The organism is Methylomicrobium agile (assembly GCF_000733855.1).
In the GTDB taxonomy this organism is placed as follows: Bacteria; Pseudomonadota; Gammaproteobacteria; order Methylococcales; family Methylomonadaceae; genus Methylomicrobium; species Methylomicrobium agile.
The window spans coordinates 4117317-4139677 of record NZ_JPOJ01000001.1 but is presented as its reverse complement, the minus strand read 5'-3'; the positions used below and the strand labels follow the sequence as shown (position 1 = coordinate 4139677).

Sequence of the window (22361 nt, the reverse complement as noted above, 5' to 3'; positions counted from 1 at the left end):
AAGCCCGGTTAATCCGGGCTTTTTTATTTCTTTTGCGTTAGAATTGTGAATCAAATTCACAAAATAACCAGGTATCCACATGGACAGAAACCCACTAGATGATGTCGAGTTGCCCGGCAATAACGCCAGCCCGTTGGATAGCGTCGTGGTTCCTGATGGCTATGAGCCGCCGTCGTCGTTTCGAAAGGCTTTAACCAATGTTGGCGGCTCGACATTATCGGGCGTTGGGCGCGCACTGAAAGACATCGGGCTCGATTCCGTTGGCGATGCAGCCTTGCGCAAAGGCGGAGAGATTCAGCTTGATACGCAGCCGACGGTTCAGTCATTTTCGGACATTGCCAATCATCCTGGGGATTACGTTGCCGAGTCGGCCGGACAAATGGCCGGGCAGGTTGGTCTTGCTTTGGCTGGCGAAACGATCGGCGGCGCGATTGGCGCAGGTCTTGGATCATTGGCCGGCCCCCTTGCGCTGGTTGCGGTTCCAGCATTGTCGGCGGCAGGTTCTTATGTCGGCGGCAACCTGCCTATGCTGGCACAGGAATACGGGTCAGAGCGTGAGCAGCAACAGCAAAAAGGGATAGACGATAAGGGCCGCGCACTGGCCGGGGCAGCAGCGACCACCGCCATTGAGAACCTGGGCGGCTTCAAGCCGGGAGGCATGGTCGGCGCAGGCAAGCAGATTGTTTCCGACCTGGCCGGAAAAGGCGTCAAGGAAGGCGCCAAGATTTTGGGCAAGAAGGCGATCAAGGCCGGGCTACAGGAAGCCGCCGAAGAAATTCCCCAACAATATACCGGGGCGTATGGCGGTGGCACGGACGTTGAAAATCTCAATACGCCAGAGAACGCAGAGCAAGCGGCATTCGGCGCCGCGATGGCTTTGCCTGGTGGAACCCTATTTGGTGCCGGCAATGCACTGGTCGACCATGCACGAGCACCGCGCGGACCATTGGAAAGAGCCGCTCAAGCGGGGGGCGCTCAATCTCAACAACCCACAACAGGAGGCCAAAATGGCATCAACACTGAAACACCCAATCCATCGTCACCGGGCCAAACGCAGCAAAGCGAACCAGGCGCGCCTGCAATGCCAGATGAAAGCGTTCCTTTCGAACCGGAACAGCCATCTGGACCGGCTGGCGGACCAATTGGCCAAGGCGGCGTTGACCTGGCCGCCAATCCTCATGAAGCGTATCGGCGTCGCGCTGAACTTAAAAAGCGCCTGATCGATATCCGGCAGGCGCTGAAGGCCGGCGAGGACGCGGACGGCAGTAGGGCGCAAGAACTTGCCGGCATCGAGGCGGAACTCAATCAGTTGGACGCAGGCCTGCTCGACTGGGAGAAAAACGACCCGGCCGGCCAGCAGCACCGCAAGGACACGTTGCGGCTGAAACAGTCCGCGGCCGAAGGCGATATCGCGACCCATCCGGAATACGGCGAGGTAAAAATTACCCATGCAGGCCGCACGTCCGCGACGATTTCGACCCTGGACGACCAACCCTTGGGCGAAGCGCCTTACCACGCGCTGAAAGGCTTAAGGAAGCCGCAGCCGCGTACCGAATACGACGACGTGATGAAGGCGGCGGCCGATAGGCACGGCATCCCGGCCGAGTTTTTGAAAGCGGTGGCCCTGCAGGAATCCGGCGTCCGTCAATTCGACAAAGACGGGAAGCCGTTGCGGCCGGGCACCAGCAACGCGCTCGGGATCATGCAGATCATTCCGAAGTGGCATCCGGAGTTCGACGCCGAGCGCCTGGCCAACGACGCGGAATACAACATCGATGCCGGCGCGCAGTTCCTGGGCGAACTGATCAAGAAGCACGACGGCGACCTGCATAAAGCGGCGCAGTCCTATTACGGCTCAAAAGACGCGGCGGAGAATTCGAAGTATGCGGATTCCGTCTTGTCTCGCATGGGCGGAACTCATCAAGAAGCAGGTACCAATGAAAAACGAGCAGCGCAAGATTTTCAGAGATCGAGAGGCGAACGAGTCGATACAGAAAGCCTGGGCTCAAGCAGCGATAACGGCACGACTGATCATTCTCAAATTGCAGAGGCAGGCAACGGGGAGGTAGCAGGTGAAAAAGAAAAGCCAGTACGAATTCCCGAAAGTGGTTCGGAGGTTGCTCCACAAGCGGACGCACTATCGGGCGCGGTTCAACCACAAAGCCTGGAAGCGCAAAAGACCCAGGGTTCAGGTAACGGAGAGGTTCTGCAAGGTGGCGATCGACTTGCAGATATGGCGAATACGACTGCGGAAGCTGTTTCCGACGAAATGCCGGCGCGCGATGATCAAGCAAGCGCGGGTCCGGCGCCGAATGTATTTGTAGCCACCCACGAGCTAAGCGACGGCACGCCCGTTACCCCTATCGAAGGCAATACCTACAAGGATATCAATGGCGACGAATACCAAGACGATTACGCCGAACCCCACCAACCAGTTGCTCAGCATATCGAGGGAAATGATCAACATGGATCGACAATGCCCGCCAATGCAGTTGGCGGAAATGATGGTGGAATATTTCAGACGGAACCCGCACAAGCTCCCACCGGGAAAGTGGTTGACGATTCCTCGACTGGTTCAGTAGAGCGGCAAACCGCGATCGATGCGGCCGCGCACGAAGCCGCGCTTTCGCCAACCAATGACCTTCCCGAGCCAACGGCCGCGCAGAAAGAAGCAGGTAATTACAAGAAGGGCCATATTAAGTTGCACGGCCTTGATATCACGATCGAGAATCCGAAGAAATCTAAGCGTTCCGGTACAGACTCTGACGGTAAGCCTTGGTCCGTCGACATGGCGCACCATTACGGCTACATCAAGCGCTCGACCGGCGCCGACAATGAGCACATCGATGTATTCGTGGGCGACAACCACGATTCGGATAAGGCCTATGTGGTTAATCAGGTCGACCCGAAAACCGGCAAGTTCGACGAACATAAAATCATGCTTGGCTTTGAAAACAAGACCAAGGCGAAAGTCGGCTACCTGAAAAATTATGCCAAAGGCTGGAAGGGTTTGGGCTCGATTACCGAGATTCCGGTATCCGAACTGAAAGCTAAGATCGAGAGCGGTGCGATCCGGAAGCCGATTCGCAATGCAACAACAGAAACCCATCAAGGCGTAGACCTTGTTTGGAATCGTGGGCGCAAAGAGCCTACAACTATTCGTGTGCCCGCCAATATCAATATCGATAATCTGAAAGAAGGCGATCATGTCGATGTTGAAATTGACACCGACAGCAGGGGGGTATTTAACAAAGGCGTAGCGCCGGCAGGTTTGTTGAAAACTCTGCTGGCCGAGAAACAGGAAACAGAATCAACCAAGGTAACAACTCATGACCAAAGCACGAACCAAGCCGCGAAAGCGGGTGCCGCCGAGAAAGCGGTAAGGCCGAACGCTCACGGCGTTTATGATGATGAGTCAGCCAACAACGTCAACAAAACGCCATCGACTTTAAAAGGCGGTAACGCAATGGTAAGAACTCTCCAGTTGCCAAGCGGCAAGTGGATTTCTAGCCATGATTATTCAATTAATGGTAAAGAATATAATTCTTCGCCATTAACAGAACATCAGACGTTCGACTCCGAAGAAGCCGCTGCGCATGATGCAGCAAGAATCATCAGGAAGAGCGCTGAAAGAACAGTTTCTGTCCAGGATGGCGTTACCTCTCAATCGCACCGTAAAGCGGCCAAGGATATTCTTAACTGGCTTGATCAAAATTACCCATCTACAAAATTAATTAATGAGTCTACGCAAACAAATAACCCAATTCCAGCAATTCAACCGAACGAACAAAACGCAAATCCGGATCCCGCACAGCCTGTTGCACCTGCAGCGCAAGAAAACTTGGCTGGAAAGGCTGCTCAACCTGTAGCCAAGAAAAAGGCCATCGTCAACGATTCTGACGACCTGCTCGCCGCTATCGCCAAACTCGGCGGCCTGAGCCGCGACGAAGCCAAAGCACAAGGCATCGACCCTGCCTCATTCAGTCACAGAGGCTCAGGCATCAAGCGCGTCTTTACTAAGGCCGGCCGGTCATACGATGAAATGGCCGAACTGTTGCGCGGCTATAATTTCGATGCGCCGATGGCGAACGACTTGGTGGATAAGGTTTCGCGATCGATCAACCAGGGCGAAAAGTTTTATAATCCTGCCGGCTCCGAACGAGCTGCTGAACTTATGGCTCAGGAGCGATTCAGCGACGAGCAGGCGCGCCTTGCGCTTGAACTCGAACAGCGGATCGATGACGAAGAGATTGACGAATCGGCTATCGATTTCCTGCTCGAACAGTACGACGACAATATTGATATGGGCCGCGAAATGTCGGCCGAAGAAATTGAGGCATTTTGGGGAAAGATCGATGAGCAAGCTGACAAAACAACAGGTGGTAGACGTACTGAAGTATCTCAAGCGGACGAAGTTCTCCAAGGATACACAGAATCCGACCTCGCGGGCCGTGCAGGCGCCGAAAAGCAGCGACTCAAGCAAGAAGAATCCGACCGAGTAAAGGCCGAGCAGAAAGCCAAGGCCGACCGAGAGCGCGATAGCGTTTTCGATGAAATGGCCGGGTCCGCACCGAAAACCGAGGATGTTTTCGGGATGACGGATCCGCTGGAAGACATCAACAGGAAGCCAGAACCCAGCAAGAACACAGTCTTTACCGAGGATGCCGCCGAGAAAGCCCGCGCAATCCTGAAGGCAAAGCTTGGGCAATTGAATTCCGGCATCGACCCTGAATTGATGCAAGCTGGCATCACGCTGGCCGGTTACCATATCGAAAAAGGCGCGCGCACGTTCGCGGCTTATTCGCGGGCAATGCTCGATGATTTGGGCGACATGGTGAAGCCATACCTGAAAAGCTGGTACATGGCGGTCAAGTACGACCCGCGCGCGACCGGATTCGATGGGCTGGACGATGCCGGAACCGTAGAGAAATTCGAACTGAAAGACCTGGAGAAAGGCAATGCACCAAGTACCGACGCCAATTTGGAACCAGATAGCGGAAACGCAGAATCTGAAAAGCGAGGAAATGAACCGGCTGTTTCTGATGAGCGACAAAAAACTGACCGAGACGCTAGATCAGCAAGCGGCAGAGTTAAAGAAGAAGGGGAACGATCCGGAAGTGATAGCCGCCCTGCAATTGACACTGCCCTTACTGGTCGAAAACGAGGCAATAAGCCGGTACATTCAACAGAGCGACCAGCCTTATCTTCGGAACTCGCTCCCGGAGTTGACGACAGTGAACGAGGCGGTAACGATAGCAACGCAGGAATACAGGCTGAGTCTGCCCCAAGCGCAACGGTTAAAGCTTTTGCTGAACAAGGAAACCGAAAGGCTGCTGCCACCACCAGAAAAGTAGTTCCGAGCGATCCGGATAATATTGTCGCCACGCTGCCCATGCTGAACGATGGGCAAAAGGCGGATGTGCTGTTCGCCGAGAACCGGCTGTCCGGACACAAGGGGGTTCTGTTCACCAATGGCACCGGAACCGGAAAGACTTTCTCCGGGTTGGGCATTGCCAAGCGGTTCCACCTGCAGGGCAAGAAAAACATCATCGTTGTCGTGCCGTCGATCAATATCGCCGACCAGTGGGCGAAGGCGGCCGATTCGTTTTTCGGCATGAACATCAACCTGCTGGAAAACACACGGGAAGCCGGCAAGGGCCCGGTCATTACCACCTACGCCAACTTTGGCATGAACAACGCTCTGGTTTCTCGCGAGTGGGATCTAGTGATTGCCGACGAGGCCCACAAACTGATGCAGAGCGAAAACGGCGACACGACCGACGCGCTCAGAACATTGCGTGGCATCACCTATCACCGCAACGGTTTTTCCCCTTGGTTCAACGCCAAGCACGCCGATGTGGTTCAAGCATTGAAGTCGGCGCGATCGAATTACGAGGCGTTCAGCAAAGACGATACGATGGATCAGTTATATCGTGCGGCCAACGCAGCCTATGACAAGGCCAAGGCAAAATATAACGAAACTCGCAAAGCGGCCGAGGCCGAATATGATGCGCTTAGCAATGCGAAAGACCCCAAGGTCGTATTCCTGTCGGCGACGCCGTTCGCCTATGTGAAGGCGATCGATTACGCTGAGGGATATCTGTTCGACTATGGCGAAGGAAAAACCCGCGATCATTACAACGCCGGCAATAATCAAGACCAGTTCTTCATGCAGCATTTCGGCTACCGGATGCGCTATAACAAGCTGACGCGGCCGGATGCGAACGTTGACACCGGCATCATGGAGCGGCAGTTCAATACCACGTTGCGCAGAACCGGGGCGTTGTCTTTCCGTTCGCTCGACGTCAATTTCGACTATGACCGCAAGTTTATCCTGGTCGAGTCAGCGATTGGCCGGCGCATCGATGAGGCCATGGAATGGATTCGCGAGCAGAAGTATCAATTACTGGCGGATGAACTGAAAGAAAAGTTCGACCACCTGCAGCGCCGATATTTGCTGGAAGCCATCAAGGCGCAGGAAGCGATTCCGGTCATTAAGCAGCATCTGGCGCTGGGCAGGAAGGTGCTGGTATTCCACGACTACAAGAAAGGCGGCGCGGTCAACCCGTTCATTTTCAGCAGTCACGGCGACAATGACCTGGCCGGTCAAATCGCCGCTTTCAATGAGAAGTTCGGCGACCTGGCGAAATCGTTCAGCGCCTTGCCTTCGCCAATCAACGCCTTCCGGGCCGAGTTCGGCGATGATGTGATGATCTATAACGGCGACGTAAGCCCGAAAGAGCGAATTAAATTGGCCGGCCAGTTCAATGACGATACTTCCGGAAAGAACCTGATCCTGGTGCAGTCGGCCAGCGCGAAAGAGGGCGTATCGTTCCACGACACCACCGGAAAGCATAAGCGCGTTTTGCTGAATATCGGTCTACCGACGCAGCCGACCACAGCGATTCAGCAGGAAGGCCGGATTTATCGGGTTGGCCAGCAGTCGGACGCGCTGTTCCGCTACCTGAATACCGGGACCAATTGGGAACGCTGGGCGTTTGCGTCCACGATTGCGCAACGAGCCTCAACCGCCGAGAACCTGGCGGCCGGCGAAGGTGCGCGGGCGCTCAAGGATGCGTTCATCAATGCGTTCGAGGAAAGCGATGCGTACCCGGCCGGGCACGAAGACGAGGGCAAAGGCGGCAAGGCGGCGGACAAAGCGGCAGCCTCTGTCCTATCCGAGTTCGACCGCGCCAAGTCGCTGTATTTTGGCCAGCACAAGAAAACCGCGCGCACTAAGTCCGCGGAAGGCGTCGATTATTACGCCACGCCTGAGCCTGTTGGGCTCAAGATGGTCGAGATTGCAGACATCCGCCCAGGGGATTCGGTATTGGAGCCCAGCGCCGGCCACGGTGCAATTGCGCGCTGGTTCCGCGACGATGCCAAGAAAACCGCCGTCGAACCGAGTGGAGAATTGGGTTCGCGCCTGGCACTTGTATTCGACGGCGATATCCGGCGCGAGCAATTCGAGGATCTGAACATCATCAACAAGTACGATGCGATCGTGATGAACCCGCCGTTCGGTTCGGGCGGAAAGACGGCGATCGAGCACCTGGCAAAAGCAGCCAAGCATTTGCGCATGAATGGCCGGATTGTCGCGTTGATTCCGGAAGGACCGTCCGCCGATAAGCGGTTTGATGCCTGGATGGAAAGCGAGACGGCAAAGGACTTTTACCTGGCGGCCAATATTCGCTTGCCATCATCCACGTTCGAACGCGCCGGGACCGGCGTTAAAACCCGCATTGTGGTGATCGACAAGGTAAGCGAGTCCGACGCCAACAAGGTTCAGCAGCAGGACCGCGATTACTCGAATGCGGAAAACATCAAGGAACTGTTCGAGCGTATCGAGAATTTGAGCATACGGCCGCGCAATGTTCAGGAACATACCGAAGGAGCCAAGCCGGAAAGCTGGCGCGATCAAGTCGCCAAAGCCGATGCCGCGGCAAAGCAAACCGAGAAAGCCGCGCAGGAATCCGGCGCCATTGCCGAGAGCGCAGACAGAGCCAAGTTCGAACTGAAAGGCGACAAGGTTTTGACCGATGCGCCGGCCGTTCAGGTAACGACCAAAAAAGGCAAGGTGCTGGATGGCGTATTTGTGCCGAATGAAGGCATGGCCAAGGCGGTCGACCAGTTCACTTATCAGGCCAATGGACGCGGTAATGGTTGGTTTGTTCGGTTGCGGCATATTGAGCGGCCCGCGGCTGGCGTCAAAAAAAGCACAGGCGCAACGAAAACCAGCAGCACCGTCGACGACGTTAAATCTTGGCTGCCCAAGCGCGTCAAGCGGCTGCTCGATGCCGGGAAGTTGAAAGTAGTGCAATCGGTCGAAGATCTTCCGGCCTATCTACAGGAGCGCGGCACAGCGCTGTATCATGCGGCCTGGCATGGCACACCACACGATTTTGACCGGTTCAGTCTGGAACATATCGGCAAAGGTGAGGGCGCGCAGGCGTTCGGCTACGGGCTTTATTTTGCAGATAGTAAAGGGATTGCTGAGTATTACCGCAAGGGGCTCAGTGCCAGAGACTTCATTGACTTGGCGAGGGACTCATACGATGAGTATTCGACCCCCAGTGACGCAGTTGATGAAATGCTGGCAAGCCCCAATCTGAGTGATGCGCAGAAGGACCTATTGATTGCCTTGCAGAATGATGATTGGCTGGGCTTTGACTACCCACATCAAGCTATCTCTGCGGCATTAAAACACCCCGATGATTATGACTTATCGGACGAGACAAAACAGGCCTTGGCCAAGCAAGGCCGTCTTTACCAAGTCGAACTCGCCCCAGAACAAGACGAGTATTTGCTTTGGGATAAGCCGCTGAGTGAGCAAAGCGATAAAGTCAAACACTTGCTTGAACAAGCCTTGCTTGATTCTGAATTGCCAAATATGGCGAAGAATAACCCTTCAGGTCAGCAAATGTATAATTCGATCACGATTGCTAAAGCTGGGATGGGTGCGGAAACCGCAAAATCCGCATCCGATTATCTGCATTCACTCGGAATTCGCGGCATCAAATACCTGGATGGCACCAGTCGATCTGGCGAGCGCGAAAATTACAACTATGTAATCTTCTCCGACGAAGACGTTAGCATCACTGCGAAATATAGCAAGCTCAGCGGCGTCGAAGCGCTCTATGACGGGCGGCACGACCAGATGTATCTGGTTGCCGATATGCTCAATCAGGATAACCTGCCGTCCGTCCTGGCCCACGAACTCCTGCACCGGGCCGAAGCCGTCGACCCGCAACTGAAAGCCGCAATCAACCGCTTTGAAAACCAGCTCGACCGCAGTTTCAAACATGCGGCGGCCGGCCGTGGTAGCGCGATTGAAAAGGCCGCATACCGGCGCGTGATGGACGCTAAGACGCCAGCAGCCGACCAAGCCGAGGAATACCGCGCCTATCTGGTTTCGGAGTACAGCAAGCGTCCTGATTCGCTGGGCGGCCTGGTCCGGAAGGCGATCGAGGATTTCATTGCGGCAATCCGCGTGGCGCTGATTCGTTCCGGCCTGGACATGGGTTTTATCCGCTCGCTGACGCCGGCCGATCTGGCAGCAATGTCGCGATATGGGGCAAAGGTTGCAAGCTCAAACGTAAAGCAAACCATCGAGAATGGTAAAGTCGGGAGTAATGGCATCAGCCTCAGCGCTTCCGCAATGAAATCGGTCGAAGCCAACATTCGACGTGGTAAGGCAGCCATGACCAAGGCGCTGCTAAACAAAACGACCGAGCACCGGGCTATGTTTAGGACCGGTATGGGATGGGTGGATTTTGTTTGGGGCGAAGAGGGGAAAGCGGCTGATGCGCGGGGCCGGCGGAAGGGTGCAAAAGGCTTATCGCATATTCTGGAGGCCCGGCAACGGAAGGACGGCTTGACCGATGCGCAAGCAAAGAGGCTGCTGTTCGACTTGGTGGAAACGATTGCGCGAGGGGAAGAGGTTCGATATTACGAACACGGAAACGTAAAGAGCGCCACAATTAACGATGGCAAGAATGAGGTGATATTGGTCAAGCGACCAGCTTCAAATACTTGGATGGTTACAGGGTACGAAATAAAGCCAGATGCCGCAAGCTCGGCTGGAGACGCACTTGCGGCTACACATCCCGAATCTACACTTCGCCGAAACGGAACGGGAGCTGGCGATAATAAGATACCCGATTCGGACAAAAGTTCAAGCGGCATCAAATTCAGCCGAGCACAGAACGAAAATCAGTCCATTGATGAATTACTCGGCGATCACGCTGAATCATCACAACATGAGTTGAAGAATAGGGCAAAGCACTATCTTGACAACATCATTCATGCGCTGGACGGTATTGGCCCGCTTAAAGACCTGCCCAATAAAGACGATTACCTCGTGAAGCGGTATTTGACGCTGGGGAAACTGGCCAAGGTCGACGAGGTGTCCAGAGGCATTTACGACGCCTTCAAAGACGCCGGAGAGGATCAGGCCAATGTGTTCGAGTACCTGACCAACAAGTATGCGAATCCCTCGATCATCAAGAACGAGGCCATACGGGCCAGTGCTGTCAAAACGAAGAAGACGATCATCGATGTGGGGCAGAAGCTGGTCGACCGCGGGCTTCTCGATGAAGAAACCTACGACCGGAACCTAGGCGGGTATTTGCCGAGGCTGTACCTCAAGCATTTACTAGACGACAACATCATTTCCGCTCTGGGGACCGGCAAGAAACCGTCCAACATGGGTTATTTGAAATCCCGCAAAGACATTCCGCCCGACGTGCGCCGGCTGATTCTTGGCGAAATTACCAACCCCGGTTATCTGGCTTCGAAAGGCTACGGCATTCAAATGCGCGATGTTGCGTTGCTCGACTGGCTGGAGCAGATTTCGGAAAACAAGGATTGGGTTTTGCAGCAATCGTTGGTTGACTGGAAAGGCCGGAAAGTGACGCCGCTTTATTTGAAGGCCGAGGCGCAGCGTATTCGCGCTCAAGCCATCCATTACATTGAGGCCGATAAGATGGAGGCTATCGAGCTTGCGAACGAAATGGATGAGGTTGCCGACCAGTCGCTGCAATCCGAACAGGCCAGCGTAGCGCCCAAAGGATTCAAGAAAATCCCCAATACGCCTCGGTACGGCGCGATGCGCGGACTGATCGTGCGTACGGAAATCTATGATGACATTGTAGGGGCCACCCGTGTTAACACCGGGGATGAAAGCATAGCCGAGCAGGTATTGGGTTATGGCGGGCTGGCGACCCAGTTTACTCAGCTCTGGAAATGGAGCAAGGTGGCCGCCAATCCGCCCGCTCAGGTGAGAAACTTCCTCTCGAACGGGATCTTGTTGCATCTGTCCGGAGTGCCGTTTCATAAAGTGCCTTCGCGCGTTATTCAAGCCATCAGGGAGATAAAGAGCGATGGAAAGCATTGGCAAATTGCCAGGAAATACGGCATAACCGAATCGACGTTCAGCTCTCAGGAGATGTTTAGGATCGATCGGGAATTACTGGACGTTGAAAAGAGAAATAAAAAAGGCATTGGTTTTGCCGATTTGAAGTCGATCGGCGGAAAGATCATGGATAAGACCGGCGACCTCTACCAATTCAGCGAAGCCATCTTTAAGACTGCCAAGATTATTGACGAAATGGAGAAAGGTGCGAGCGAAAGCCAGGCGGCACTGGAGGCGCAAAAATGGATGTTCGACTATTCCCTGGTTACGCCGTCCATGCGTTATCTCAGAAACGCGCCCATCGGCGTTCCGTTCCTGACGTTCTACATGAAGGCGCTTCCGAGAATGCTGGAGGTGGCCGCTACCCGGCCTTGGGCATTCGCGCCTTATATGGCCGTTCCGTTCGTGCTGACCGCCCTGGTGGCCGGCATGGCGGATGTGGATGACGATGAGGTGGAAAAGCTGAAACTGGCCCTGCCAGAATGGCTGCAAAAGCGCGGACATGCGTACTTCATCCCGGCAAAGGATGAAAACGGGAAATGGCAGGCAATCGATTTTGGTTACTTCTTGCCGTGGACAATGTGGACCGAGCTGGTACACAGCCTGAAAGATGGGGAGATTTCGGACGCCATCCAGACCACGGGTATTTTAGGCGGCCCGATCACCAGCATGATCTCGGCGATCCAGACCAATATTGATCCCTTCACGAAGAAAGAGATTGTGGATGAGCGCGACCCGACCAGCAAGCAAATCGCTTCGATCATGGGGTATTTGTGGAACCTGTCCGCTCCGACCTGGGTAACAAACAACGGCTTTGCAGGAAAGCTTTATGATGCACTGAACGGCGCCGTCGATAAGCAGGGGGACGTGAAGACCACGGAAACCCAGGCTGCACTTCGACTTTTGGGGGTCAACATGTATTCGGTTGACCCCATGAAGAGCCGGGCCAATAATCTCAGGCATATGAAGTTTGAGATCGAGGATATTAAACGGCGGCGGACGCAACTGCTCAAGGAGCGTAACTTGTCGACTGACGAGAGGGCTGAAATCAGTAATGAATACAGCGACCTTATCAAAGAGCGGTCACAGCAAATGAGTGATTATGCTAGGGCGTCTATTGTGCATCCTCGCCTGAGGTAATTTAGGTGCTTTACCGATGACCAGCAGACAAAAAAAATCCCCGCCGGCAATGGTTAAACCGACGGGGACCTTTCTTCATGCACAACACTTTAGAGGAGATAACAAGGCAAAACCCTGAGATTTAATTGTGAATTATAATCACAAATTTTGCAAGCGTTATAACAGGAAAAAGAATTTCCCCAAGTTTCCGCCTATGTTATATTGTGAATTATAAGAACATTTCACTCATTTGCCGGGAGGCAAGGAGACACTATGGCCGATCCTGTCGCCACCATTCAACTTGCGTCCGAAATGCTGGGCGCACTCTCTGCCTTGCTCACAACTCTTGGCGATTTCGTTCCCAAAGCGATGGCAGCCTGTGCGCTGATTTCTGCCATCACGCCGCCGCCCGATCCAGAATCGAAATTCTATCCGGTGCTCAAGGTGCTCGATCGATTTATCAATGCCATTGCGGCCAATGTCGGGCACGCCAAGAATGTTAACAGGTGTAATCGTCATGTGGATTGAACTTGGAGTGCTCGCTACCGGATTTCTCGGAATCATGGGCTGCTTCATTTACATCAAGATTTTGCAGAGCCGACTCGATACTTCACGGGCGAGAGAGAGTGTTGCTATTGCTTCGGCAAAATCGCATCAATACGCGCTGCAGATGATTGAGAAGGCGGACGATGCGATCAAGACAGTCCATGAGCAAAGGACCGAGAAGCACCATGATGCCCAGGCGCGAATCGACGCCGGTGAGCGCAACGATTTCGACACGGATGACTTCTGATGCGCAGGTTAATTTTTTCCGTCTGTTTTGCGGCGCTCACCGGGTGCGTCGATCCGGTCATTCAAAAAGAATTCGTGACGGTCGAGCTATCGCGGCCGGCACGCCCGGTGCTGCCGAGAGTGTCAGGCAAGGAACTGGCTTGCTTGACTCAGGACGCCTATCAGCGGCTTTACGACCGGCAACGAGCGATTACCGATTATGCGGCGACGCTGGAAGCGATCATCGATAGTACCCATCAACCGCCGGGAGGCAGTAATCAACATGAAGAAAAATAGCAAGGTAAGGCTGGTCCAGCCGATCATCACCGGCGAGATCGTTGAAGTCCAGTGGGATAACGATCTGGATTGTAAAAAGTGTCTGGTGCGCTATACCGATGCGTCCGGCGAGGCGCACGAGCGCTGGTTTCATGAGCACGAACTGGAGCTGAACAATGATGCGTGATGCAGCAAAGGCCAGGGGCTACGGCACGGCGGCGCTGGCTTCGAATTGCAGCGCGGTCGAGGCGACCACGGCGCACGGCCGGTACCGGGTCGAATGCCGGGATAAGGACGGCCGGCTGAAGTGGACGGACGATATCGAAAACCTGGTCACCACGGTAGGTAAAAATGATGCGCTCGATAAGTATTTTGCGGGATCAGGTTATACAGCCGCCTGGTATATGGGGCTAATTTCGGGCACATCGTACACGACTGGTCCGGCTGCCGGGGATACGGCGGCCTCGCATGGAGGCTGGACGGAAGACCAGAACTACAGCGCCGGTACGCGCCCAGCATTGTCGTGGAATGCGGCCGCAAGCGGCAGCAAGGCAACGCAGGCAGCGAGTTTCAGTTTCAATGCGACCACGACGATTAAGGGTTGCTTCCTGATTACGAACAACGCCAAGGGCGGCACAACCGGTATTTTATATTCTGCTGGCGTATTCGGTGGCGGCGACAAGGCGGTGGCGAGTGGCGATACGCTGAATGTGACTTGGACGGGGTCGATGTAATGGCCGACCATGTGACGGCAAATCCCGGTTCAGGAGGACCCACATTTGCTACGGACGAAATCGGCGGGGTGCATTACCCGATCAGCAAGATCGCGCATGGTGCGGACGATTCGGCTACGCCGGTGTCGACATCCGATCCGTTGCCCGTTTTCGTGCCGCCGGTATCGCCGATCAATATCAGCGGCACGATCACCACCGGCGGCACTGCACAGCAATTGGCAGCATCAAACCTTAATCGACGCGGTTGGAGCTTGCGTAATAACTCGGAAGGCTCGCTGTGGGTATCGGATGTCGGCACGGCAGATTATTCGAAAGATTCTCTCGAAATTAAACCTGGTGAATTATATGAAACGCCGTATGGCGGTCAAAGCTCGGGCGCCATCAGTATCATCGGCCAAACGACCGGCCAGTCATTTACCGCGAGGGAATGGTAATGCCGATTAGTCGCTATGTGACGACGGAAACGATCGAGGGCTCGGGATTTTCCGGAAAGACATTTACCGATAAGGTTTATACGATTACCGATGCAGCGGCGTTTGAGGTTAATCCAGCGAACGGAGGCATTCAGACGATCACCCTGGGCGCCAACCGGACGCCAAAGAGCACAAACTTTCTCGACGGGCAGAGTGTCACTCTAATGGTTGATGATGGAACTGCCAGAACCTTAACCTGGACTGATGCAACCTGGGGCGGCAGCGGCGTGGTGTGGCTGGACGGCAGCGCCCCGACGCTGAAAACCACCGGCTATACGGCGATTGTGTTGTTCAAGGCGGGCAGCCAGGTTTACGGGCGGGGCTGATTATGCTGGCACGGAAACTATTGGCGGCTAAACCGGTGAAAAAGCCCAGCATTGTGTTTACCGACAGCAAGATTAACACGTCCGCCTTGGCGTCGAGTGTCACTCACTCCAACGTCAACATTGGGGTCGCTGCCGCGACCAGGATTGTTGCCGTCGCCGCCGCCGTCGCCGGAGGCTCTTTTCCGCGATTGATTCAGTCACTCACAATCGGAGGAATTTCGGCAACCAAAGCCGTCAGCGCTCATGATTCTGGCACGACTGGAACGCATGAAATTTGGTATGCCGTTGTTCCGACCGGGACCGCTGCCGATGTGGTGGTCAACTACGACGGAACTCAAATATACCCTCACAGCTTAAAAGTGGCCGCGCTCTATGATGTTTTATCCACTACACCAATAACCGGAAGAAATAAATCAGAATCGATAGTAATATCGCCCTCCCTCGGTGTCACTCTTACGCCGGAAGCCGATGGCGTTTTATTTGCAGAGTATGGGGCAAACTGCGATTCCGGAACTACCGCGAGCTGGACGAATGCAACAGAACAATCGGATACCTATCCCTCTACGGGTGGCATGAACTTCACGGCGGCCACGGCAGATAACCTTTCCGGTGGTTCTTTAACAATAACAGCTACTTTGTCGGACGCCACCGTGAGCTACCCGCGATTGGTGGTGGCATCCTGGAGATAACGATGAACTATGTAAAAACGTCAAACCCGCCCGAGTATCCGTATGCTTTGACAAGACTGCGCACGGATTTTCCCCAGGTATCGTTTCCGGAAAATCCTAGCGATGAAACCCTGGCTGAGTATGGGGTATTCCCGGTTGAGCCTGTGCCGCCTCCTGCGCACGATGAATCCTCCCAGAAAGCTGTCGAGATCGATCCGGTATATGTCGCCGGCACCTACCGACAAGCCTGGCTAATCGTCGATCTGACGCCCGAAGAGATCGTGGCGAAAAACGCCGTGTACGTTACGGACGAAGACTTCCGCAATCGGTTTTCCGAGTCGGCAATGGATGCCATTATCGCGGCGGCTTACGACGGCGATGCCGTTTGCCGGCGCTTGTTGTTTAAGCTGCAGACAAATGCAAACGGAGTCAATTTGCGCGGCGCGACCGAGACGGCTGGGATTGCGTATTTGCAACAGCAGGGGCTGGTGACTGCGGAAGAGGCTCAAGCCATCCTGACGCCGTAAACCGTGTTTACACCCCATCTCTATCTATTCTTTTATGGCGGGCGTGAATATTCGGATTCCGTCATGGAGTCCGCGTCTAGCGGAGATGGAATAGCCGTCGTTATTGTCACGTCAGCGAGCGCATCTGATGTGATTGCTGCCTCCGATGTTCAGATATCAGCCTTGGATGGGGTGGCGAGTATTTTCGCCCCTCTGGCGGCGTCAGAGTCCGCGTCCGCTATCAATATTCTCGGAGCTGATGCAACAGACGGCGCTGAGGCAGACACTCTATTGACCTGTGCCGGCGCGTTTGTTGCCGAACGCTCGGAAGCGGGCGCGGCAAATGAGGCTTCATCGTGTTTCGGTATTTTCGTTATTGATATGCTTGAGGCATTGGGTGTTACCGATAATCAAACTGCACTGACTGACTTTGTAGCGGACTCTGCAGATTCAATTAGCGCTTTGGATAGTGCGTATGCGTCCACAAGTTTTTCGGCAATTTCATTTGGCGCTGCTTCGGCATCCGAAATAGAGGAGTCGGAAATCACCGGCTCACTGGCGATCACAAATGAAACCGTATCAGCATTGGATAGTGTGACAGCCTTAATGTCGGCCATTGCCATCTGCTCTGATCAAGCATTTTCGAGTGATGGCATGACCGCGGCTCTCAATACAATGACAGCCATATCAGAAGCGTTGTCGACCAATGATGCTCAGTCGTCCGGCATTGTGATAATCGCGACAATAGCGCAATCTCTGGAGGCGATAGACGATCAGTCGGTAAGCGGCATCTTCGAGCGACAGGCTCATGAATCTGCAGAAGCCAATGGGGTGGCCAACGCTGTTTCGAGCGCCTTGGCTACCTTGTCGGAAGCGTTGCCATCGGGTGATAGTCTGGCATCGGTGGTGGTACGTTATGTGAGCGCTACGGAGTCCGCGGCGTCGACCGATTCTATCGCCGCATCTCAATGGCTGGCTGTGTTCGCCGATGAGCAACAACATGCGGTTGAGGCGTCGATAGCCAAGGTTGTTGCGGTCCTGTTGTTGCTCGGCAGGCTGGGCATAAAAAGCCTTGATCCAGCTCGAAACATGGTGAATCTTGAGCCGGAACGGGGGTTACTGAATGACGATTTGCTACGTAGTTTGGTCAACCCTGATCCGATACGCGGGCTATTGAATGCAGACCATGAGGTAAGTTAATGCAACCAGTATTTACAATCTATCCAGGAATCCCTAGCAGGACAGTAAATATCTCGTTGACGCAAGACGGATTTGTTATTGATCATTCCGGGATCACCCGGGTGAAATTGTACGTGGGATCGACGCTGTTCGACAGCCAGGCACAGCCGACGCTTTTTGATTTAACGAAGACCGACAAAATTATTGCGAAATTGGCCAACGCTTCACCGGCGCTTGCGCCAGGGACCTATACATGCCTGTTGGTGATCTATGACGGCGGAAATTATTCCGGCGGGTATCCTTGGGATCAGGATTTTTTGCTGCATGTGAATGCGGTTCCTTGATTGCCTGGATTTTGCCGGTTTTAATAAGAATCTAGTTTGGCTCTATTGGGTTGCGAACGGGGCCAAAAGAAGATAAGTTATTGAAAATTAATATAATAAGTTAGCGTGATTAGCACTTTTAATGCGGTTGTCATTGGTTCGAATCCAATACGACCCACCAACAAAATCAAGGGCTTAGGTTAATACCAAGTCCTTTTTTTATGCCCACTGTCAACGGATTGACAACGCCGGATTAATTTCCAAAATTTCTCTCAGATAGTCGGGAGCAAGATGGGCATACTTCATAGTCACGTTCAATGACGAATGCCCTAGAATCTTTTGTAGGGCCAAAATATTACCGCCGTTCATCATGTAATGACTAGCAAAAGTATGGCGAAGCACATGCGTTCTCTGGCCTTCCGGTAGCTTTATACCAGACTCATAAAGCCGCCTAGTAAACGTCGAATAGGCATCATTGAACGGACCTTGTTGCAAGCGGTCCTGTAACTTTTGATACAAATCATTCGTAACCGGTACTGACCTTGCACGCTTAGACTTCGTACGGCGGTAATGCACCATGCCATTAGCAAGATCCATTAATCGAAGTCCTTGAGCTTCACCCCAACGCGCCCCGGTAGACAAGCAAACCAACGCAATCAAGTAAGCATCAGATTCACTTCTAGCAAGATACGAAAAAAGCTTTTTTATCTGCTCGATCGTCAAAAAAATAGTTTCAGAGTCCTGACACTTTATTAGTCGTATAGCATTGAAATGATTTTTTCCCTGAAATTGCATCGATCGAGATAGGTCATTAAAAACGGCTTTGAACGTCTGAAGCTCACGGTTTAACGTTGCCGCCTTAACACCTTCATTTGCCCGTTTAGAACGATATTCAAGGAAGATACACGGCTGGAATGTAGCCATGATCGGATTACCCATTGCAGAGGATGCTTGAATCATGCGTTGCTTGGTATCGAGACCCGAGGAAAGATGTTGCCCCGTATTTTCCCACCAGAGTTCAACAAATTCGCTAAGCTTGCGTAGGTCTTTTTTCGGCAAGGAAAAAGCCGGATCAAAAGCCGCTTTGGATTCAATCGTTATTTGATAGCGACGTGCTTCAGCTTTTGTATCGAACGTTTTACGGAAACGGCGATGGCCACGGCCGCCAGGCTGTATGTCGACCAGCCATTTATCGCCTTGCTTTTTGATCATGCGGCGATTCCAAAGCCTACCGTTTTGATTTTTAAGCGCTGTTCAACATCCCGCATGATTAAAGCCGATACCATGCTGGAATCATCGAAGATGCCGTATTTTCGCTCGAAGTAGCGGAAGAGATCACGCCATAGGCCGGATTCACGCAGGCAACGCAAGGCGTAACGGACAGGGTAGCGGTTTCTTGCATAGATGCTGATCAAGTTACCGTAGGCTAAGCACACGTTTTTTTGATTGCCTTCCCCAGGCTTTTTTTTAGCGCGTTTGGTAAAGATCGGTGCATGTTCATTGGCCCGAACATGAATTGATTCAGCCATGAATTGCCAAGCCGGATGAATCATATCTTTGGATAAATCCAGGCGATAGCTTTTTAACATGGCGTATTGCCAAAGCCCCCGGATATAGGACATTGCCTGCCTGAAGCTCTTTATTTCAACGTCCTGCTCACGGGCCAATTCATCAATGATGGTATGGTGAAAACGCATTTCAAAACGCCAGACGGCCTCATCAGCACAATACACGGGCTCTAAATCGGAATCGCAAGCATCAGCCCAGACTTGACCCCAGAAGTGCATCTTATCCGCCTCACGAGCTTGTATATCTTTGCGATAAGCCGAAAACTGAAGCTGGTCAGCCCGACCAAAAAGAAAGGATTGTGCACCGCCATACTTAGCGGAATGATCGGAAATATTGAATTCTGTCATGCCGGTACGCGATATTTTACGGCGTGCTTTGGTCGTCAATTGCAAATCAAGATCATTCGGCACATCAAAGCCTTGAATATCGCAGCATAAATGCAGGGCTACGCCGACAGGCTGAACTTGAGTCATAAGCTGCTTTGCAAACGCATCCATCATGATTTGAAGCTCATCAACGGAATGCTTGAAGATCAAGTGAGGGGAGAGCTCAATCTTTAAATGACTGGCATTCAAGTTTTCTTGCGCGTAAACGGAGCCGATCAGGATAATGACACCGAGATCCTGATTCAGCAGGGTATAACGATAACCGCCCTTTTTGCCGCTGGATACCATGAACGGCACGAGTTCACCGCCAGCACCGACCAGGTCGAAGAATTGACCATAGCCAACGGCAAACCGATCTTTGATTTGCTGGTAAACCTCATGGTCAATCAAACCACCGTAAATATGCTTTACGGTATCGACGCCGGCATGAAGAACGCGAACCTGATCGGAATTCCACTGAGTTTTATTTTTCAGAAAGATGTTACCGTTCGGATTGGCTTCCAACTCACCTTTTGGGTTTCGAAAGAAACGATCAAATAATTTGCTAACTGACATCGTGTTACCCTTTGTGTCTTTATGTGATTGTCTATTTATATATTTGAGACGTGCTACATGGCCGTCTTTCGGTTGCGCTGATCAGGATCGAGTCTTAAATGCAAAGCGTTATCCCAAACCGACAACCCATCTTTTTTGCCAAAGTGCAGCACCAGACGCCCCGGTAGCGCGTGATTTATCCTTTCAGCCACCTTGAACCATTCCCGTTCTGAATGGCGCGTAGGGGAGCGTACAGCGACGATTTGACAATGACGCAGGCCGGCTAAGGTCAGGTCAAGGTATTCAGGGTTTCCCCACTGTAAAACCGGTATGACATGGATTAAGTGCTGTTGCCAGTAAGCACCGATCAGCCGAGAGCGGTATATCTGCCAAGCGGTGAAATAGTACGAATGATAGGTTTCGATAGTGAAGTCTGGCGTCATTGCCCATCGAGCCAAGATAACCCGGTCAACCTGATAATATGGTGCGCGCCAGATCGTTTCTAAGCGCCAATCATCGACAAAGGTATGTCTTGGCTTGGTATAGTCCGGATGCGTCCAACGTTGCCATTCACAGCCGGGATATTGCTTTTTGCGGTTGATAATGAGCGGCCAATTATCCAGATGGGGAACGGTTAAATTTTTTGCCGCTTCTACGCGCCTGAGATTCGCTGGATCTTTCACGCTCGGACTCTACACTTGCAACTTACTGATTATTAATTTCGTTTGATTTTGAGGCTGGAAAATAATTAATTCGACCTATGTTAGAAGTTACCATTTGACTTATACGAGAAGAATCCTGAGATTGGTCAGTTTGCACCGGATAAAGATGCTTAGCACGGATGTAGGTAGGAACTTTGCCGGCAAGGTAATCACGACAGAATTGTTCAGTAGCGGGATAGGGATATCCCTTAGTCGCATAACATCGACACCATCCCGGACCAGAAGCACAGCCGATTACGACAGGAGCCGTAACAACTTCGACCATGCCGTCATAGGCCGGAGCGGTTTCAGGCCGTCCAGGGACACGCGGATGAAAATCGAATTGATTAGAATTGCCAGGAGATGGCAAAGGCAGAGGCGCGAGGTGAGCAAGCCCGTTTTGCTGAACTTGTGGAATTGTTTTTTGCACCATAACGGATTCGGGCTCGATAAAACCATGAATACGTTGATAAACTTTATACGTTAAAGGAATCAAAGCCAACAAGGCGATAATAATCACATAGAAAGCTAAAGGCTTGCGACGTTCAGGTTTAGTATGAAGTTCGGCGGATTTATAGAGCTTAAAAGCCGCCTTAGAAAGCTTGTAAGGCCGCTTATCTGTACCGGCATAACTACTGAGATCATGGCATTCCGGCCATTCATATTGATAGCGGCCCAGACTGGTAGCCCGAAGATGAATATGACGACCAACGAGACGGCGGATATTCACGTCAAACAACTGAGGGCCTTGCGAAACAATAAAGAAATCAATCCCTTGATGGCGATGGGTTTCAAGGCGAGCAACGGCAGGCGGGACAGGAGAGAAACCGGAGCGGGGACGAAAAACGTTCTGCACCTCATCCAGGACAATCAAGCTACCATCCGGAGCCCATTGATGCCATTCATCAGCATAAGGATGTTCGCCCTGTACAGCCTCACAGACACGGCATAGCGGGGAACGGCATTTGATGACCTCATGAGGAACCGTGAGCGCGGGGATGCCGTGAACAAATAATGGCCGCTGACCGTATTCTTCAACGCCTTCAATAAACAGGTGATTAACAAGCCAAGCGGTTTTGCCTGCCCCAGGCGTACCAGTGAGTAAGGTAATCATTTGAGCGCCAACTTTTTCCCAGCCATTAATGCGGCCCGACTACCGAGGGCACCCAGGATAATGCCGAAGGCTTGACCGACTCCACCCAAGTTCAATATCTGAAGCACCTCACCCGGTATCGAGTTGTATTGATTTTGAAACTGCATGACGACATTATCAGCCAAAGCAGTGAACGCGGCATAGCTGACAACTGTAAAGCCAAGCGCGAATAGAACACGATACGCTAAGGAGCCAGCTATCGAGATAAGAAAAGCAGCGAGAGTTTGCAT

Annotated in this window: 17 protein-coding genes; 12 read left to right on the top strand and 5 right to left on the bottom strand. The window is 52.8% G+C overall.

The genetic code is table 11. From position 1 onward, the window contains the following. The first annotated feature begins 79 nt into the window (after positions 1–79). From CC94_RS21860 to CC94_RS0119050, 12 genes are all read left to right on the top strand, one after another. Positions 80–12553: a DEAD/DEAH box helicase family protein gene (locus tag CC94_RS21860; RefSeq protein WP_084675395.1), complete on the top strand. Its 12474-nt coding sequence runs from the start codon at positions 80–82 to the stop codon at positions 12551–12553. 252 nt (positions 12554–12805) lie between these two features. Next, entirely contained in the window at positions 12806–13060 is a 255-nt protein-coding gene (locus CC94_RS0119100) for a hypothetical protein (RefSeq protein ID WP_031431827.1), read from the top strand. Continuing rightward, complete coding sequence (locus tag CC94_RS0119095) at positions 13050–13325, top strand: hypothetical protein (protein ID WP_031431826.1); 276 nt, start codon at positions 13050–13052, stop codon at positions 13323–13325. Before CC94_RS0119100 ends, CC94_RS0119095 begins: the two co-directional genes overlap by 11 nt. Beyond that, on the top strand, positions 13325–13600 hold the full coding sequence (locus CC94_RS0119090; protein ID WP_051911546.1) for a hypothetical protein: 276 nt from the start codon (positions 13325–13327) through the stop codon (positions 13598–13600). The genes CC94_RS0119095 and CC94_RS0119090 overlap by 1 nt, the downstream gene beginning before the upstream one ends. After that, on the top strand, positions 13587–13766 hold the full coding sequence (locus CC94_RS0119085) for a hypothetical protein (RefSeq protein ID WP_031431824.1): 180 nt from the start codon (positions 13587–13589) through the stop codon (positions 13764–13766). The genes CC94_RS0119090 and CC94_RS0119085 overlap by 14 nt, the downstream gene beginning before the upstream one ends. Continuing rightward, the gene (locus tag CC94_RS0119080; protein ID WP_031431823.1) at positions 13756–14313 is read left to right on the top strand and encodes a hypothetical protein; all 558 of its coding nucleotides are present in this window, start codon (positions 13756–13758) and stop codon (positions 14311–14313) included. Before CC94_RS0119085 ends, CC94_RS0119080 begins: the two co-directional genes overlap by 11 nt. Then, complete coding sequence (locus CC94_RS0119075) at positions 14313–14747, top strand: hypothetical protein (protein WP_031431822.1); 435 nt, start codon at positions 14313–14315, stop codon at positions 14745–14747. Before CC94_RS0119080 ends, CC94_RS0119075 begins: the two co-directional genes overlap by 1 nt. Further along, positions 14747–15112: a hypothetical protein gene (locus CC94_RS0119070; protein ID WP_031431821.1), complete on the top strand. Its 366-nt coding sequence runs from the start codon at positions 14747–14749 to the stop codon at positions 15110–15112. The genes CC94_RS0119075 and CC94_RS0119070 overlap by 1 nt, the downstream gene beginning before the upstream one ends. 2 nt (positions 15113–15114) lie before the next feature. Next, entirely contained in the window at positions 15115–15801 is a 687-nt protein-coding gene (locus CC94_RS0119065) for a hypothetical protein (RefSeq protein WP_031431820.1), read from the top strand. A gap of 2 nt (positions 15802–15803) precedes the next feature. Next, positions 15804–16307: a hypothetical protein gene (locus CC94_RS0119060; RefSeq protein WP_031431819.1), complete on the top strand. Its 504-nt coding sequence runs from the start codon at positions 15804–15806 to the stop codon at positions 16305–16307. A gap of 3 nt (positions 16308–16310) precedes the next feature. Beyond that, a complete protein-coding gene (locus CC94_RS0119055; RefSeq protein ID WP_157203482.1) occupies positions 16311–17486 on the top strand; it encodes a hypothetical protein in 1176 nt (391 codons plus the stop codon). Next, the gene (locus tag CC94_RS0119050) at positions 17486–17809 is read left to right on the top strand and encodes a hypothetical protein (protein ID WP_157203481.1); all 324 of its coding nucleotides are present in this window, start codon (positions 17486–17488) and stop codon (positions 17807–17809) included. The genes CC94_RS0119055 and CC94_RS0119050 overlap by 1 nt, the downstream gene beginning before the upstream one ends. Positions 17810–18019: 210 nt before the next feature. On the opposite strand, the gene CC94_RS0119045 is transcribed toward CC94_RS0119050, so the two are convergent. Genes CC94_RS0119045 through CC94_RS0119015 form a run of 5 tightly spaced genes read right to left on the bottom strand, consistent with a single transcriptional unit; the run spans position 18020 to position 22361 of the window. After that, positions 18020–19000: a phage integrase gene (locus CC94_RS0119045; protein WP_005372523.1), complete on the bottom strand. Its 981-nt coding sequence runs from the start codon at positions 18998–19000 to the stop codon at positions 18020–18022. After that, the gene (locus CC94_RS0119040; protein WP_005372522.1) at positions 18997–20298 is read right to left on the bottom strand and encodes a hypothetical protein; all 1302 of its coding nucleotides are present in this window, start codon (positions 20296–20298) and stop codon (positions 18997–18999) included. Before CC94_RS0119040 ends, CC94_RS0119045 begins: the two co-directional genes overlap by 4 nt. A 53-nt stretch (positions 20299–20351) precedes the next feature. After that, the gene (locus CC94_RS23345; protein WP_005372521.1) at positions 20352–20960 is read right to left on the bottom strand and encodes a DUF4417 domain-containing protein; all 609 of its coding nucleotides are present in this window, start codon (positions 20958–20960) and stop codon (positions 20352–20354) included. Positions 20961–20982: 22 nt separating this feature from the next. Further along, on the bottom strand, positions 20983–22092 hold the full coding sequence (locus CC94_RS23340; protein ID WP_005372520.1) for a zonular occludens toxin domain-containing protein: 1110 nt from the start codon (positions 22090–22092) through the stop codon (positions 20983–20985). Continuing rightward, entirely contained in the window at positions 22089–22361 is a 273-nt protein-coding gene (locus CC94_RS0119015) for a DUF2523 domain-containing protein (RefSeq protein WP_005372519.1), read from the bottom strand. The genes CC94_RS23340 and CC94_RS0119015 overlap by 4 nt, the downstream gene beginning before the upstream one ends.

Bases quoted from the DNA above. Each gene is read 5' to 3' on its own strand.
- CC94_RS21860 (WP_084675395.1), top strand. From the start codon at position 80: ATGGACAGAAACCCACTAGATGATGTCGAGTTGCCCGGCAATAACGCC.
- CC94_RS0119100 (WP_031431827.1), top strand. From the start codon at position 12,806: ATGGCCGATCCTGTCGCCACCATTCAACTTGCGTCCGAAATGCTGGGC.
- CC94_RS0119095 (WP_031431826.1), top strand. From the start codon at position 13,050: ATGTGGATTGAACTTGGAGTGCTCGCTACCGGATTTCTCGGAATCATG.
- CC94_RS0119090 (WP_051911546.1), top strand. From the start codon at position 13,325: ATGCGCAGGTTAATTTTTTCCGTCTGTTTTGCGGCGCTCACCGGGTGC.
- CC94_RS0119085 (WP_031431824.1), top strand. From the start codon at position 13,587: ATGAAGAAAAATAGCAAGGTAAGGCTGGTCCAGCCGATCATCACCGGC.
- CC94_RS0119080 (WP_031431823.1), top strand. From the start codon at position 13,756: ATGATGCGTGATGCAGCAAAGGCCAGGGGCTACGGCACGGCGGCGCTG.
- CC94_RS0119075 (WP_031431822.1), top strand. From the start codon at position 14,313: ATGGCCGACCATGTGACGGCAAATCCCGGTTCAGGAGGACCCACATTT.
- CC94_RS0119070 (WP_031431821.1), top strand. From the start codon at position 14,747: ATGCCGATTAGTCGCTATGTGACGACGGAAACGATCGAGGGCTCGGGA.
- CC94_RS0119065 (WP_031431820.1), top strand. From the start codon at position 15,115: ATGCTGGCACGGAAACTATTGGCGGCTAAACCGGTGAAAAAGCCCAGC.
- CC94_RS0119060 (WP_031431819.1), top strand. From the start codon at position 15,804: ATGAACTATGTAAAAACGTCAAACCCGCCCGAGTATCCGTATGCTTTG.
- CC94_RS0119050 (WP_157203481.1), top strand. From the start codon at position 17,486: ATGCAACCAGTATTTACAATCTATCCAGGAATCCCTAGCAGGACAGTA.
- CC94_RS0119045 (WP_005372523.1), bottom strand. From the start codon at position 19,000: ATGATCAAAAAGCAAGGCGATAAATGGCTGGTCGACATACAGCCTGGC.
- CC94_RS0119040 (WP_005372522.1), bottom strand. From the start codon at position 20,298: ATGTCAGTTAGCAAATTATTTGATCGTTTCTTTCGAAACCCAAAAGGT.
- CC94_RS23340 (WP_005372520.1), bottom strand. From the start codon at position 22,092: ATGATTACCTTACTCACTGGTACGCCTGGGGCAGGCAAAACCGCTTGG.
- CC94_RS0119015 (WP_005372519.1), bottom strand. From the start codon at position 22,361: ATGCAAACTCTCGCTGCTTTTCTTATCTCGATAGCTGGCTCCTTAGCG.